The 13735-nt window shown below is 59.7% G+C and carries 12 protein-coding genes and 4 tRNA genes; 8 read left to right on the top strand and 8 right to left on the bottom strand.

Features of this window, described 5'->3' with window-relative positions:
- Positions 1-13 precede the first annotated feature (13 nt).
- Positions 14-679, top strand: coding sequence for a CoA transferase subunit B (locus QC815_RS08255; RefSeq protein ID WP_230446880.1), 666 nt, complete (start codon positions 14-16; stop codon positions 677-679).
- 36 nt (positions 680-715) lie between these two features.
- Here QC815_RS08255 and QC815_RS08250 read toward each other — a convergent pair whose 3' ends face one another.
- Both QC815_RS08250 and QC815_RS08245 read right to left on the bottom strand, forming a co-directional pair.
- The gene (locus QC815_RS08250) at positions 716-1483 is read right to left on the bottom strand and encodes a VOC family protein (RefSeq protein ID WP_309767998.1); all 768 of its coding nucleotides are present in this window, start codon (positions 1481-1483) and stop codon (positions 716-718) included.
- A gap of 116 nt (positions 1484-1599) precedes the next feature.
- Positions 1600-1863 (bottom strand): GrxA family glutaredoxin, encoded by a 264-nt coding sequence (locus tag QC815_RS08245; RefSeq protein ID WP_230446882.1) that lies wholly within the window; start codon positions 1861-1863, stop codon positions 1600-1602.
- Between the two features lie 194 nt (positions 1864-2057).
- On the opposite strand from QC815_RS08245, the gene QC815_RS08240 reads away from it, so the two are divergent.
- Entirely contained in the window at positions 2058-2828 is a 771-nt protein-coding gene (locus QC815_RS08240) for a 3-hydroxybutyrate dehydrogenase (RefSeq protein WP_230446883.1), read from the top strand.
- 48 nt (positions 2829-2876) lie between these two features.
- On the opposite strand, the gene QC815_RS08235 is transcribed toward QC815_RS08240, so the two are convergent.
- Genes QC815_RS08235 through QC815_RS08225 form a run of 3 tightly spaced genes read right to left on the bottom strand, consistent with a single transcriptional unit; the run spans position 2877 to position 5145 of the window.
- Positions 2877-3416: a response regulator transcription factor gene (locus tag QC815_RS08235; protein WP_230446884.1), complete on the bottom strand. Its 540-nt coding sequence runs from the start codon at positions 3414-3416 to the stop codon at positions 2877-2879.
- A gap of 38 nt (positions 3417-3454) precedes the next feature.
- Positions 3455-4723 (bottom strand): ATP-binding protein, encoded by a 1269-nt coding sequence (locus QC815_RS08230; RefSeq protein ID WP_230446912.1) that lies wholly within the window; start codon positions 4721-4723, stop codon positions 3455-3457.
- 5 nt (positions 4724-4728) lie between these two features.
- Positions 4729-5145: a hypothetical protein gene (locus QC815_RS08225; protein WP_230446885.1), complete on the bottom strand. Its 417-nt coding sequence runs from the start codon at positions 5143-5145 to the stop codon at positions 4729-4731.
- A 171-nt stretch (positions 5146-5316) separates the two neighbouring features.
- On the opposite strand from QC815_RS08225, the gene pyrC reads away from it, so the two are divergent.
- Positions 5317-6351 carry a dihydroorotase gene (gene pyrC / locus QC815_RS08220; RefSeq protein WP_309767993.1) on the top strand — a complete coding sequence of 345 codons (1035 nt, stop codon included), beginning with the start codon at positions 5317-5319 and terminating at the stop codon, positions 6349-6351.
- Here the strand turns inward: pyrC and mtnN are convergent.
- Positions 6344-7051: a 5'-methylthioadenosine/S-adenosylhomocysteine nucleosidase gene (gene mtnN, locus QC815_RS08215; RefSeq protein WP_230446887.1), complete on the bottom strand. Its 708-nt coding sequence runs from the start codon at positions 7049-7051 to the stop codon at positions 6344-6346. The genes pyrC and mtnN overlap by 8 nt on opposite strands.
- Before the next feature lie 43 nt (positions 7052-7094).
- Complete coding sequence (gene folD / locus QC815_RS08210; protein WP_230446888.1) at positions 7095-7958, bottom strand: bifunctional methylenetetrahydrofolate dehydrogenase/methenyltetrahydrofolate cyclohydrolase FolD; 864 nt, start codon at positions 7956-7958, stop codon at positions 7095-7097.
- A gap of 205 nt (positions 7959-8163) precedes the next feature.
- Between folD and QC815_RS08205 the strand changes: the two genes are divergently transcribed.
- The 4 genes from QC815_RS08205 to QC815_RS08190 all read left to right on the top strand — a co-directional run bounded on the left by QC815_RS08205 (position 8164) and on the right by QC815_RS08190 (position 8692).
- Positions 8164-8240: transfer RNA gene (locus QC815_RS08205), tRNA-Pro, on the top strand.
- Positions 8241-8327: 87 nt separating this feature from the next.
- Positions 8328-8404, top strand: a tRNA-Arg gene (locus QC815_RS08200).
- 97 nt (positions 8405-8501) lie between these two features.
- Positions 8502-8576 (top strand) — tRNA-His (locus tag QC815_RS08195).
- A gap of 41 nt (positions 8577-8617) precedes the next feature.
- Positions 8618-8692: transfer RNA gene (locus QC815_RS08190), tRNA-His, on the top strand.
- An 85-nt stretch (positions 8693-8777) separates the two neighbouring features.
- Here QC815_RS08190 and amt read toward each other — a convergent pair.
- The gene (amt, locus tag QC815_RS08185; RefSeq protein ID WP_230448044.1) at positions 8778-12155 is read right to left on the bottom strand and encodes an ammonium transporter; all 3378 of its coding nucleotides are present in this window, start codon (positions 12153-12155) and stop codon (positions 8778-8780) included.
- A 326-nt stretch (positions 12156-12481) separates the two neighbouring features.
- Here amt and QC815_RS08180 point away from each other — a divergent pair, with 326 nt between their 5' ends.
- On the top strand, positions 12482-13723 hold the full coding sequence (locus QC815_RS08180) for an NAD(P)/FAD-dependent oxidoreductase (protein WP_230448045.1): 1242 nt from the start codon (positions 12482-12484) through the stop codon (positions 13721-13723).
- Positions 13724-13735 lie beyond the last annotated feature (12 nt).

Genomic DNA, 13735 nt, shown 5'->3' with positions numbered 1-13735 from the left:
AGAGGAACTGACCATGGCATTGACACGTGAACAGATGGCCCAGCGTGTGGCCCGCGAATTGGAAGATGGTTTTTACGTCAACCTGGGGATCGGCATCCCGACCCTGGTCGCCAACTACATTCCCGACGGCATGGACGTCATGCTGCAGTCGGAAAACGGTCTGCTGGGAATGGGGCGTTACCCCACCGAGGAAGAGGTGGATCCCGACATGATCAACGCCGGCAAGCAGACCGTCACGGCTCGCCCCGGGGCCGCGATTTTTTCCTCGGCAGAGTCCTTTGCCATGATTCGCGGTGGTCACGTCGACCTGACCGTGTTGGGCGCTTTCGAGGTGGATCAGAACGGCAATATCGCCTCGTGGATGATTCCTGGCAAGCTGATTAAAGGCATGGGCGGCGCCATGGATCTGGTGGCCGGTGCGGAAAACATCATCTGCACCATGACTCACGCGTCGAAACACGGCGAATCCAAGCTGCTCGAGCAATGTAACCTGCCCCTGACCGGCGCTGGCTGTATCAATCGCGTCCTGACCGACCTGGCCTACCTCGAGATCAAGGATGGCACCTTTATCCTCAAGGAGCGGGCCCCGGGGGTCAGCGTGGAAGAGATCGTTGAAAAAACGGCGGGCAAACTGGTGGTGCCGGACCACGTTCCCGAAATGACGTTCGTCGACATGTGAGTATCGAGCTGTCGTCTGGCGTAACCGTCAACACGGTTACGCCATTTCGCAGCGGGCATGTAGCGGCAGCAGCAGTTCCGCGACGGGTTCGTGATTGCTGCCCAGCTGTTTTTGTACGATGGCGAGCCCGCCGAGGCAAAGCCTATGCTCATCGCCCTGGCTGAAAATCATCTTTTGGGGGGTGGCGGGATAGAAGCGGTGCTCCAGCAGGTTGGACACGCCAAACACGCCGTTTTGCTGGTCGGCCATGTGCGCAAGCCCGCTTTGCAGCAGCTGTTCGTCGAGGGCATCGAGCGGTTTGCCGAGCTGCTCGCAGTCAAAGCCGGCGTGGTGCAGTCTGGGGCCCATCACCGCCAGCCAGGCCGCTAGCGGATGTGCCGCGTCCAGGCGTTGATAAAGCGTCCATGACGGCATGGGCCACGGGCGTCCACGGCACAGCAGGTTTTGACCTTTGCCGTCCGCTGGGTGCGTCTGCTGGACGAGGTCGAGCAATGATTCGCGCAGTGGTTTTGATAAAGTGCCCGTCTGCAATTCGGCAAGTACCAGCCAGCTGCCGCCGTCTGCCGGAGCGAGTAGATAGATCAGCAGGCCCTTGTCGGCCATCGCGTAGTGGCCGATGGGGCGATAGCCCATATGAACCAGGGCTGGGGATAGTGCCTGGGCAGAAAAGGGGCCGTGATTTAGGGTCACCAGCGTCAGGTAATCGGCGGGTGTCGACACGGGCCACAAACGAAGTGCCCCAAAATCCGGGTGGGTGTGAACATAATCCAGCCACAGCTGCTGGATGAACTCGTCGCGATGCATACTGCCTTCCTTGCCAACGTATCGGCCCATTGGAGTATGGGGTTACATCGTTGTCAGTATAGGCAAGTGACAATGCAGCGGTTCAACGCAGCTTAACGCTGAGTAGCGGTGACGAGTCAGGCGCTGAGCAGCTGCCGGTCGCGAACGAACTGGTCAAACTCGCTGAAGCCGCCAACGTGTTGCTGGTCAACGAAAACCTGGGGAACCGTATGAATGGGTGTGCCGGCGGTTTTGGCAATATCGTCCTTGGTAATGCCCTCAGACGGCATGTCAACATAGCGATAGCCTTCAATAGTGCCGATCTCTTCCAGCTGCTCGGCGAGCTGCTTGGCGCGTACGCAGAACGGGCAGGACAGGCGCCCAAAAATGACCACAAACATGCATGACTCCTCTGCCAGCATCAAAAAGAAGCTACATTGTGAACCAGTGCTTGAGCGTTAGCCAATAGCGCGACCCTAAAAAGGGTATTGAGTCACGTTATCAAGTGCGCTTTTTTGCACGGGCGCCGTGGTAGGGTGGCGTATCGACTAAACTGAACCCACCAGCGACCTGCTGGTAAACAGAAGGACACACTATGACGACATCAGCGGTTACCCCCCGTATTGCCTTGGTAACGGGCACCACCAGCGGTATCGGTGCCGCGGTGGTCAAGCACTTTTGTGAGTTGGGCCACCAGGTGCTGGCGGTCGATTTCAACCCGGACGGCAAGGCGGTTGCCGAAGCTGCGGGTGCGGCGTTCTATCAGGCCGACCTGACCGATCCGGACGCCTGTCGTGGCGCCGTTGAAGAAGCGGTCAGCCGGTTTGGCGGGCTGGATATTCTGGTCAACAATGCCGGTATTCAGCACGTGGCGGCCATTGAGGATTTTCCCGAGGCGAAGTGGCGCCAGATCATCGACCTGATGCTGACGGCGCCGTTCCTGCTGACCCAGGCGGCATGGCCTCACATGCGTAAAAAGGGGTGGGGAAGGGTCGTCAATATTGCCTCTATTCATGCGCAGGTAGCGTCGCCGGGTAAGGCAGCCTATGTCAGCGCCAAGCATGGCATGATCGGTCTGACCAAGACGGCGGCGCTGGAAGGCGGTGAGCAGGGCATTACTGCTAACGCGATCTGCCCGGCCTATGTCAAGACACCGCTGGTCGACAATCAGATTGCCGACCAGGCCAAGCTCCACGGCATGGGCGAGCAGGAAGTGATCGAAAACATCATGCTCAAGAACGCTGCGGTAAAACGCCTGATCGAGCCGGCCGAAGTGGCCCAGCTGGTGGCTTATTTGACGTCCGACGCGGCGGGCGCCGTGACGGGCGCAAGCTGGAACATTGACCTGGGCTGGACCGCTCACTAAGCCTGAGTCTTTAAGGGGTTAACGTCCGGCCCTTGATCGGGCATAAGCTCAGCGGCGCACGGGGCGCTTCTGGAGTTTGCGCTGGAGCGTACGGCGGTGCATGCCCAGCGCTCTGGCCGTGGCGGATATATTGCCGTCGTGCTCCTGCAATACCTTCTGGATATGCTCCCAGGTAATGCGGTTAATGGAGGGTGGGTTATCGGCGACTTCAATATTGGGGTCGCCTTCTTCACGATCGAAGGCGGCGAGCACGTCGTCGGCATCGACCGGCTTGCACAGGTAGTTTACCGCTCCCAGCTTGATGGCTTCCACGGCGGTGGCAATGCTCGAGTAGCCGGTGAGCACCACCACGTGGCAGTGAGGCACCACCGCCAGCAGTTCGGGCAACAGCTTGAGCCCCGAGGAATGTTCCAGCTTCAAATCCAGTGTGGCCATGGTGGGCAGGTGTTGGGCCGCCAGCGCAATGGCTTGATCTTCATCATGCGCCACCACCACTTCAACGCCGCGCCGGGTGAGCGAGCGGCTGAGCACATGACAGAACATTTCGTCGTCGTCGATAATCAACAGCCGTTGATTGTGTATTTGCATGATGACCTCAAAAAATCGCTATCGATGGATGCCGTCGGTTAAGCGGCGCCTGCACGGGGCAGCATGACCTCGGTCAGCGTGCCGCCTTCGGGGTGGTTATACAGGCTGACCCCGCCGCCGAAGCGGTTGATCGTGGCGTGGGTCAAGAACAAGCCAATCCCCATGCCCTTGCTTTTAGTGGAGATAAACGTATCGCCGAGCTGGTCGGCGATGGACATGGCAACGCCTGGGCCGTGGTCGCGAATGTCGATCACGATGTGCTCCGGATGCCAATCCAGCCCGATGACGACGCCCTCCGGGTTGGCATCTGCGGCATTGTTGAGCAGGTTGGTGAGCGCCTGGTCGAGGGTGGCGTCCACGGCCAACCAGGGGCGTCCGCGGCGTTCGGCTATTTCCAGGCGGTGGCTAACGTCCGGCCGCAGTACCAGCCAACGCTGCACCACGCCGGTCAACCATGTTTCTGCATCCAGTACCTCAGGCTCCGCCATGCGGCGGCGATCCGCCTGGCTGACCAGATGCTGCAGGCGCGATTTGCAGATATCCACCTGCTGGCGAAGCAGCGTAATGTCCTCTTCCCGTTCCGGGTCGCCCTTGGCTTCTTCCTGCATGTCCTTGAGCAATACCGCCATGGTGGAAAGCGGGGTGCCCAGTTCGTGTGCCGTGCCGGCCGCCTGGGTGGCGACGGCGAGTACCTGTTCATTGCGCAGGGCGGCTTCGCGGGTGCGCGAAAGTGCTTGATCGCGGCGCCTGAGCGCGTGGGCCATCTTGTAGATGAAGAATGTCACCAGGCCCGCCGACATGCCGAAATTCACCCACATACCCAGAATATGCAGACTCAGGGGGCTGCTGCTGTTGATATGGCCCAGTTGGGGAATCGGATGGTAATCGAACATCAGAAAGCTGTAGGCCGCCATGGCGCAGGCAGCAATAGTCCAGGCGTGGCGCCAGGGCAATGTGGCCGCGGCAATGGTAATGGGTACCAGGTAGTAGGTAATGAAGGGGTTGGTAGAGCCACCGGAAAAATAGAACAGCAGCGTCAGCCCCACGACGTCGGCGAGCAGGTGGAGTAAATACTCCAGGTGCTCGACGGCCCGGGGCCGTCCCAGTCGCCACCAGGTGGCAATGTTGAGCAGTCCCATGGCCAGGACGACGCTCACCACTTCGGGAACCGGCAGTTCAAACGCCAGGAAATGGGTGCCCACGAAGATGGCAATCAGAAAACCGGTCCAGGTGATGCCGCGCACGATGGTCAAACGCACCAGGTTACGGTTGGGCGTTGACAGCGGCAGGGGCAGTTCAGTGGGCAGGCTGCTCATTTGGCGTTGGCTTTAAAACGATGAATCATGAACTTGATGCATAGCGTGACCACATAGGTCAGCCACCCGGCGGTAGCGACAATATTGACCATCAGCATTTTCGGGGGGAGCCAGGCACTGCCCAGTACGCCCTCTAGCATGATGTGGAAGAACATGGCGATCAGCAGCGGCAGGGCGAGCAAGTGAATCCACATGTCGGTTCTGCGCTTGCGTACATGATAGCGTCGCAGCAGGTAGCGAAATGGCCGGTGCGCCCAGCTGAAAAACACCAGCGTGGCAATGATCAGCAGCATGCCCAGCGTCGCTTCGGTACTGCCGTAATACGCAGAAAACGAGATCGACCAGGCCAGGCCCAGCCATATCAGTCCTTCGACGCTGGCAATAATATCGGCATAGCGCCGCACGTTCTGCATAGAAATAACCCTTGAACCAAACAATGAAAATTATCATACGCCACATCCGCTTAGCTGTGGATCGATTTAACCCGTTGGCGTATCCGGTATACTGGCGCATTGAAACGGCAGATAGCGCACCGTTAGCTGCCGTGTGACTTACGACGTTACTGACTACGTACAGGATTTTCCGTGGACGCTATTACCTTGACTCGGCCGGACGATTGGCATCTTCACCTGCGCGATGGCCAGGCCCTTGAAGCGGTGGTGGGCCATACCGCGGCGCAGATGGGCCGTGCCATCATTATGCCCAATTTGACGCCGCCTATCACTACGACGGAACAGGCGGTAGCCTACCATCAGCGTATTCTTGACGCCCTGCCGACCGGTAGTCGCTTTGAGCCGCTCATGACGCTGTACCTGACCGATACCACGCCCCCCGAGGAAGTCGAGCGGGCGCTCAAAAGCGGTATTGTCAAAGCCTTCAAGCTGTATCCGGCGGGCGCGACCACCAATTCGGACTCAGGGGTCACCGACCTCAAACACTGCGACGCCACGATCACCGCACTGGCCGAGGCGGGCATGCCGTTGCTGATGCACGGCGAAGTCACCGACAGCGATATCGATATCTTTGATCGCGAAGCAGTGTTTATCGAGCGTGTGCTGACGCCATTGCTGGCGCGTCATCCAACGCTGAAAGTGGTTTTCGAGCATATTACCACCCAGCAGGCCGCCGAGTTTGTCGCCCAGGCGCCGGATAACGTGGCCGCCACGATCACAGCGCATCACCTGTTGTTCAACCGCAATAAAATGCTGGTAGGCGGGATTCGGCCGCATTACTACTGCCTGCCGATTCTCAAGCGCGAACAGCACCGTCAGGCGCTGCTCAAGGCGGCCACCAGCGGCAGCGGGAAGTTTTTCCTGGGTACCGATAGCGCGCCGCACGCGCAATCCGCCAAGGAGTCCAGCTGTGGCTGTGCGGGCGCCTATACCGCACCGGCTGCCATCGAGCTTTATGCCATGGCGTTTGAAGAAGCCGGCGCGCTGGCGGCACTAGAAGGCTTTGCCAGCCTGAACGGGCCGCGCTTTTACGGGCTGCCCACCAATGCCGAGACGATTACCCTGGTGCGGCGCCCGCAAACGCTGCCCGAGGGATACCCCTATGCCGGCGGCGAGTCGATTATTCCGCTGCTGGCCGGGGAAAGCCTGGAATGGTCGCTTAGCTAGCGCTCAACGTCTGCAGCATATGGTCGACCATTCGCGACGAGTGGTCGGCAGCCACCTCAAGGAACTGCTCGAAGGAGAGGTGGTTGTCGCCGCTGCCGGGAATGTCGGACAGTGCCCGGATGACCACGAAGGGGCAGCGGTACAGGTGGCAGGTTTGGGCGATCGCGGCGGCTTCCATTTCCACTGCCAGCATGCTGGGGAAGTGAGCGCGGGTTGCATCGACGCGCGCCGGGTCGGCCATGAACGCGTCGCCGGTGGCAATCAGCCCCTCGCGTACATTGACCTCACCCAGTGACGCGATGGCGCCTCGGGCGATTTCGCGAAGTGACGCGTCGGCCAGGTAGGCCGCCGGCATGCCGGGTACCTGGCCCATTTCGTAGCCGAAGACCACCGCGTCCACGTCGTGGTGGCGTACTTCGTCTGAAATAATAATGTCTCCGATGTCCAGATCGCTGGCGAAACCGCCGGCGGAGCCGGTATTGATGACGGCATCCGGCTGATGGCGCTCCAGTAGGAGCGCGGTGCCGACGGCGGCATTTACCTTGCCGATGCCCGACTGCAATATGGTGATATCAAGCCCGTAACGCGTGCCGCGATGAAACACAAAGCCGGCATGTTCGTAACGTTCGGGATTGTCGAGCTGTGAAGCCAGAATGCTGACTTCCTGCGCCATCGCGCCAATAATACCAATACGCTTCACTGGGACGGTTTCCTATCGTTATGGGGAGGCATTCGTTCGCGAATCAATCGTTTACACGATCGTGCTGTTCGGCGGCTTCGAGGGTGTTTTCAAGCAGAGTGGCGACCGTCATGGGGCCTACGCCACCGGGAACCGGCGTAATAAAGCTGGCGCGTTCGGCGGCGACGGCAAAGTCCACGTCACCTTGCAAGGTACCGTCCTCCTGGCGGTTAATGCCCACATCGATCACCACCGCGCCTGGCTTGATCCATTCACCTTTCACCACGCCCGGCTTGCCGACGGCGACCACGACAATGTCCGCGCGGCGCACGTGTGCCGCCAAGTCTTCGGTAAACCGATGGCATACCGTGGTGGTCGCGCCGGCGAGCATCAGCTCAAGAGCCATCGGGCGCCCTACAATGTTGGAGGCACCGACCACCGTGGCGTCGAGCCCGCGCACTTCGATGGCGCTCTGCTCGAACAGCGTCATGATGCCTTTGGGGGTACAGGGGCGAAGGGCCGGCATGCGCTGGACAAGCCGGCCAATGTTAAAAGGGTGAAAACCATCCACGTCCTTGTCAGGGCGGATGCGTTCGAGGATCGGGTTGGCGTCGAGGTGATCGGGAAGCGGGAGCTGGACAAGAATGCCGTCGACGGCGTCGTCGTCATTCAGCTGGTCGACCAGCGTTTCAAGCGCTTGCTGGGACGTGTCAGTAGGCAACGCATGCTGAAAGGAGATAATGCCTGCCTGTTCGCAGGCGCGATGCTTGTTGTTGACGTAAACCTGTGAGGCGGGGTCGTCGCCTACCACCACAACCGCCAGTCCTGGTGCCCGTTTGCCAGCCTGCTGGCGGGCCGTTACCTGTTGCGTAACATGCTGACGGACATTAGCGGCGATAGCTTTGCCATCGATGAGTTGGGCGGTCATGTAGCGAAATCCCCGTAGAGGTTGGAAGGCGAACAAAGAGACAACAGTGTTAACCAAAGGTCTGCCATGACTAATTTTCGCATGATGGGGCAGTCAGGCAAAGTGCCAGGGTAAGTTGTCTGCTGATGGTTGACTTTAAAATTAAAAACAGTAATATATGCCTCGCTTGAGACGGGCCATGCGGCAGCGTTAAGGCGAGTAAAATCGGGGTGTAGCGCAGTCTGGTAGCGCGCCTGCTTTGGGAGCAGGATGTCGGGGGTTCGAATCCCTCCACCCCGACCACGTCTAACGCGAAAGGTAACTTGCTTTTCCAGGCGGTGGTTGTGGTCAAGTGCTCATTGAAGTCTGCGGTTACAGATATTTCCATGTGCGCCCATAGCTCAACCGGATAGAGCAACGGCCTTCTAAGCCGTAGGTTGCAGGTTCGAATCCTGCTGGGCGCGCCATTTGTGCCAGTAGCGAAAGGCCTCGACGTTTCTACGCAGTGTTTTGGAAGTACTTGAGAAGTTTCCCCGGAAGTTCTCAAAAGTGTGCTTGTCAATGGTGGATGTAGCTCAGTGGTAGAGCCCCGGATTGTGGCTCCGGTGGTCGTGGGTTCGATCCCCATCATCCACCCCAGTGACACAGCAACACGCTTTAGCAGTACCTTTCAGGTTATGGTGGATGTAGCTCAGTGGTAGAGCCCCGGATTGTGGCTCCGGTGGTCGTGGGTTCGATCCCCATCATCCACCCCATTAACCTTCAGTTTGTACTCGTTGATACCCCCCCTTTGTCCTCCAATATCTATCTCTCTGAATCCTCAGCTTATTCGTTTGCCCGTCAGCGTGGCATGACCTTGATAGGTCGTTCGGTGGCCTGTGTGAGCGGTGCCGGGTGCCCCAGCAAAAAGCCTTGCGCGTAGTCGATACCCATCGCTTTCAGCGTGTCGAGTGTCTGCTGCGTTTCGACGAACTCGGCTATCGTTTCGATGTCGAGCGCTTTGCCCACTGCGTGAATAGCGTCGACCATGGCGCGATCGATCGGGTCTTCATGAACCTGGCGAATGAAGTGGCCGTCGATTTTCAGATAGTCAACGGGGAGCTGTTTCAAGTAGCTGAAAGAAGACAGTCCGGTGCCAAAGTCATCCAGGGCGAAGCGACAGCCCAGCGCTCTGAGGGTGTGAATCAGTTCGGTGACGCTTGAAAGCTGGGCAATGGCGGCGCTTTCGGTAATTTCAAAGCACAGGCTGCCTGGCGGTAGCCGGGCATGCTTTACCTGAGCGATCAGATCCTGGCAAAAATCGCCATCAGACAGCGACGCCCCCGATAGGTTGATCCCCCAGCAGCCCCAGGCCTTGTGCGGTGACGAGCGGGTCACGTCCGACAGCCAGGCAAGCGTATTGCGTACTACCCAGCGGTCAATCCGCGGCATGAAGTGATAGCGCTCGGCGGCGGGTAAGAAACTGCCGGGCGTCACCAGGGTGCCGTCTTCCTCCAGGCGCAAGAGTATTTCCTGATAGCCGGGTCGCTTCGCGCAGACCGCCTCGATGGGCTGGGCGAAAAGGCGGAAGTGGTCATTGTCGAGGGCGTTTTGTAACCGCTGCACCCAACGCAGCTCGCCGTGACGTTCGAGTAGCGTATGGTCATTGGCCTGGTGGCAGTGCAGCCGGTTGCGACCGGCTTCCTTGGCGGTGTAGCAGGCCGCATCGGCGGCGTGTAGCGCATCGCTCAACTGCATGTGATGATCGTTCAGCGCTACCAGGCCAATGCTGACGCCAATACCAAAGGTGTGCTCCTGCCAGGCAAAACGGTAGTTCTCGATATCGCGGCGCAGGGCATCGGCGATTTGCATGGCCTGATCCATGGGGCAGTTGGGCAGCAGCAGGGCGAATTCGTCGCCTCCGAGCCGTGCGACCGTATCGCTGGTGCGAACATGGGCCTGCAGCTTTGCCGCCACCTGGCGCAATAACTCATCCCCGGCGAGGTGGCCGCAGGTATCGTTGACGATCTTGAACTGATCGAGATCCAGATAGCACAGGACGTGCTCGCCCTCCTTGGCCTCGAGCAGCCGGCTTAGCGTGGCCTCGAACGCCCGGCGATTCATCAGCCCGGTCAGGTTGTCATGGCTTGCCTGGTAGTTGAGCTGGTCGGCGAGTTGGCGGGTGACGCTGACATCCTGAAAGACGGCCACCGCCCCCAGCGTAATGCCGCTGCGCGAGCGTATGGGGGCCGCGCTGTGCTGGATGGGCGTACGTTGGCCGTCGCGGTGCTCCAGCCAGCCGTCCTCGGTGGAGTGGATCGGCCGGTGCTGGGTCAATGCCTGGCGTGCCGGATTGCTGATGGGGCTGCCGGTGAAGTCGTCGGTCAGCCGATAAACGTGCTGAATGGGTTTTTCGCGGGCGTCGGCTATCTGCCAGCCGGTGAGGCGCTGGGCCTCGCCATTCATGAAGGTAATCAAGCCACTGGCGTCGCAGGTAATCACGCCATCGCCAATCGAGGCCAGGGTGGTGCGCGCCAGGTCGCGCTCGCGATTGAGCTGCTCCTGGAGGCGCTTGCGCTCGGTGATGTCGCGCACCATCCCCGAGCGCTCGGAAGCCGACCCGCTGGCGCCTTCACTGACCTGAATTTCCAGGTAGCGAACGTCCTGGTTGGTCGAGCGCAGCTTGATTTCGTGGCGATCGCCGGGCGTCAGGTGACGATCGGCAAGCAGTCGACTTACCGGGGTGCCGACCAGTTGCTGGGCGTCAACGCCAAACAGCTGCTCCGCGCCAGGGTTTAGGCTGGTCAGCATGCCGTCGGCCTGCCAGGTAATCACGCCGTCGCGCAGGTTATGCAGCATCACGCGGGTATGGCCAATGGCGCTTTCCAGCGCCGCCGCCACGCGGTTGTAGCCGGCGGCAATTTCCCCCACCTCGGTGAACGGATCCGCCTCGATGCGTTGCCGCATGTCGCCTTGCTGTTCATGACGGCGCATATGCTCAAGTAGCTGGGTGAGCTCATTGTGGGTGCCGTGTTCCGCGAGGTTGAGGCCCATCTGCTCCGCCTCATCGCTGACGCGCAGCGGGAAGTAACGCCCCGAGATGCGGAACAGCAGCCAGGCAATCCCGAAGCTCCAAAGGCCGCAGACCGTGACACCCAGCAGTTGAACGCCTGCCTGCTCCAGGGTGCCAAGGCCCGTTCCCATTGCCTCGGTGTCAGCCAGCCAGGGCAGGGCCAGGGTGCCCCATATGCCAGGCACCAAGTGGGCGGGAATGGCGCCGACGGCGTCGTCGATACGTCGGCTGAGCAGCCATTCGCTGGTCAGCACCATCAGGATACCGCTGACCGCGCCAAGACTGAGTGCCGCCGACATCGACACTGCATGGGCCCCGGCGGTCACGGCAACCAGCCCGGCAATGGCGCCGTTGATAGCGTACATTACGTCGGCATAGCCTCGACTCCGCCAGCCCATCAGCATGCCCGACAGAATGCCGCCGGCGGCCCCCAGCACGGTGTTGGCGAGCACGCCGGGAATCTGGTGGTTAACCGCCAGGGTGCTACCGCCATTGAAGCCAAACCAGCCAAGTATCATCAGTAGTGCGCCGAGCATGGCGAGGGGTAGGTTGCCTGCTGGAAAAGCAGTCGGGGGTTGGTGCTGGTTGAAGCGTCCTTTGCGCGGACCGATAGCCAGCACAGCAGCGAGTGCCACCCAGCCGCCTACGCTGTGAACCACGGTCGCGCCGGCAAAATCCACAAAGCCCAGCGATGCGAGCCAGCCGCTGTCGCCTTCCAGCAGGCCGCCCCACGCCCAGTGACCGAAAATCGGGTAGATCAGCAGCGCAATCCAGAGGGCAGTCCACAAGTAAGCGGCAAAGGGCATGCGTTCGGCGACGGCACCGGCAACAATGGTGGCGGCGGTGGCGCAGAACATGGCCTGGAATATAAACAGCGTGACAATCCAGCTGGACGCGGCGTTGAGCTGCCAGCCAAACAGGCTGGTGCCTACCCAGCCGCTTTCCGATAGCCCGAACATCAGGCCAAACCCCACCAGCCAGAAGATGCTAACCGCCATCGCGAAATCTGCAATATTCTTCATTGCCACATTGATAGCGTTCTTGCTGCGCGTCGTGCCCGCTTCCAGGCATAAAAAGCCTGCCTGCATGACAAATACCAGTGCGGCTGCCCATAATACCCATAGCGTATCGAGAAGTTGGGTATCGGCGGCGGGCGTTACGAGCATGGTAATGTCCTCGGTATTTTTATGGTGCGTTAGGCGCGTTATGTTGGTGCAGAAAAACGTCAGGTGATGATTAAGTCAGCACTTAACTAAGGCGTCGCGCGATTTCAAACGCCAATGGCATATAGAGACTAAGCAATTGTTATGCCGTTAGTAGTGGGGTTTGCGGTTTAGCGGGTTTTTAAGGGTTTTAAATCTAATTTTGATTTTAAAAACAGTTTTTTAGGCTATGTTAAAGCTCTTTAGTTGGTGTTATTTTTTCTGATCATTAATACGAACGCGCTGGTTTGCCTGCGCGTCGTGGGGTGGTCAACGAGGAGGTGGTATCAATGTCGCGTCACGCGGTGGTATTGGGAGCGGGGATGGTTGGTGTCGGCATTGCCTGGCATCTTCAGCAGCGTGGCTTTCAGGTCACGCTGGTCGATCGCCGCCAACCCGGGCAGGAAACGTCGTTTGGCAATGCCGGGATTATCCAGCGTGAAGCCGTCAAGCCGTATCCCTTTCCCCGTGATCTCAAAACCCTCTTGAGCGTGCTCCCCAATCGGCGCGTGGATATTCGCTACCGTACCGGTGGAATGCTCAAAGCGGTTTCCCCGTTACTCAGCTATTGGCGCCATTCGGCATCACGTCGCTATGCGCAGATCGTGCCCGAATACGCATCGCTGATTCAGCTTTGCCTAGAGACGCACGCGCCGATGATCGAGGCGGCCCATGCAAAGCACCTGGTGCGCCGGCAAGGCTGGCTCGAGATATATCGAACGCCGGAGAAGCTTGCCAAGCGGGTGAAAGAGGCGGAAGAGGCGCGCGAGCGCTTTGCGGTGCAGTTTCAGGTGCTGAACCGCGCGGGACTGCTCGCGAAAGAGCCCGATCTTGGCGAAGACATTATCGGTGCAATTCACTGGCTGGATGCCTGGACGGTGGCAGACCCTGGCGCCTTGGTGGCCGCCTATGCAGCGTCTTTTGTCGCCAATGGCGGAAGGATCGTACAGAGTGACATCCGTTCGGTGAGCCAGCAGAGTGAACAATGGCGTGTCACGACCGCCGACGAGGACATCGACGCTGACGACGTTGCGGTGGCCATGGGGCCCTGGGCAGGCGAGTGGCTGAAAGGATTGGGTTACCATTTTCCTACCTTCGTTAAGCACGGCTACCACATGCACTATGCAACACAGTCGCCAGCACGCCTCCATTATTGGCTGATGGATGCGGAGGTGGGGTATTTGCTGGCGCCCATGAACGCCGGTGTGCGGTTGACCACCGGGGCCGAGCTGGATCGCCTTGAGTCCCCATCCGACGAGCATCAGCTAAGCGATGCGGAAAACGTCGCGCGGCGGATCTTTCCGTTGGCTGAGCGACGCGACGCCGCCGCCTGGAAAGGCGCGCGCCCCTGTCTACCCGACATGAAGCCGGTGATTGGCCCAGCGCCCCGCCATGCGGGCCTTTGGCTGGCGTTTGGGCATGGACATCAAGGCTTTACGCTGGGCCCCGCCACCGGGTATCTGCTGGCCGACATGATGGAGGGTAAAACGCCCGCAATCGACATGCGGCCTTTCCGCGCCGAGCGTTTTTGAGCCCTTTTTTTG

Origin of the sequence: Vreelandella gomseomensis, assembly GCF_031451645.1 — a bacterium.
Taxonomy (GTDB): domain Bacteria; phylum Pseudomonadota; class Gammaproteobacteria; order Pseudomonadales; family Halomonadaceae; genus Vreelandella; species Vreelandella gomseomensis.
Note: the sequence above shows the minus strand (reverse complement) of the source record. Positions and strands in the feature narration are given on the sequence as shown.

What these genes read in the sequence shown, in the direction of transcription:
- QC815_RS08255 (WP_230446880.1), top strand. Translation starts at nt 14, where the DNA reads ATGGCATTGACACGTGAACAGATGGCCCAGCGTGTGGCCCGCGAATTG.
- QC815_RS08250 (WP_309767998.1), bottom strand. Translation starts at nt 1,483, where the DNA reads ATGCATCGCGACGAGTTCATCCAGCAGCTGTGGCTGGATTATGTTCAC.
- QC815_RS08245 (WP_230446882.1), bottom strand. Translation starts at nt 1,863, where the DNA reads ATGTTTGTGGTCATTTTTGGGCGCCTGTCCTGCCCGTTCTGCGTACGC.
- QC815_RS08240 (WP_230446883.1), top strand. Translation starts at nt 2,058, where the DNA reads ATGACGACATCAGCGGTTACCCCCCGTATTGCCTTGGTAACGGGCACC.
- QC815_RS08235 (WP_230446884.1), bottom strand. Translation starts at nt 3,416, where the DNA reads ATGCAAATACACAATCAACGGCTGTTGATTATCGACGACGACGAAATG.
- QC815_RS08225 (WP_230446885.1), bottom strand. Translation starts at nt 5,145, where the DNA reads ATGCAGAACGTGCGGCGCTATGCCGATATTATTGCCAGCGTCGAAGGA.
- folD (WP_230446888.1), bottom strand. Translation starts at nt 7,958, where the DNA reads ATGACCGCCCAACTCATCGATGGCAAAGCTATCGCCGCTAATGTCCGT.
- amt (WP_230448044.1), bottom strand. Translation starts at nt 12,155, where the DNA reads ATGCTCGTAACGCCCGCCGCCGATACCCAACTTCTCGATACGCTATGG.
- QC815_RS08180 (WP_230448045.1), top strand. Translation starts at nt 12,482, where the DNA reads ATGTCGCGTCACGCGGTGGTATTGGGAGCGGGGATGGTTGGTGTCGGC.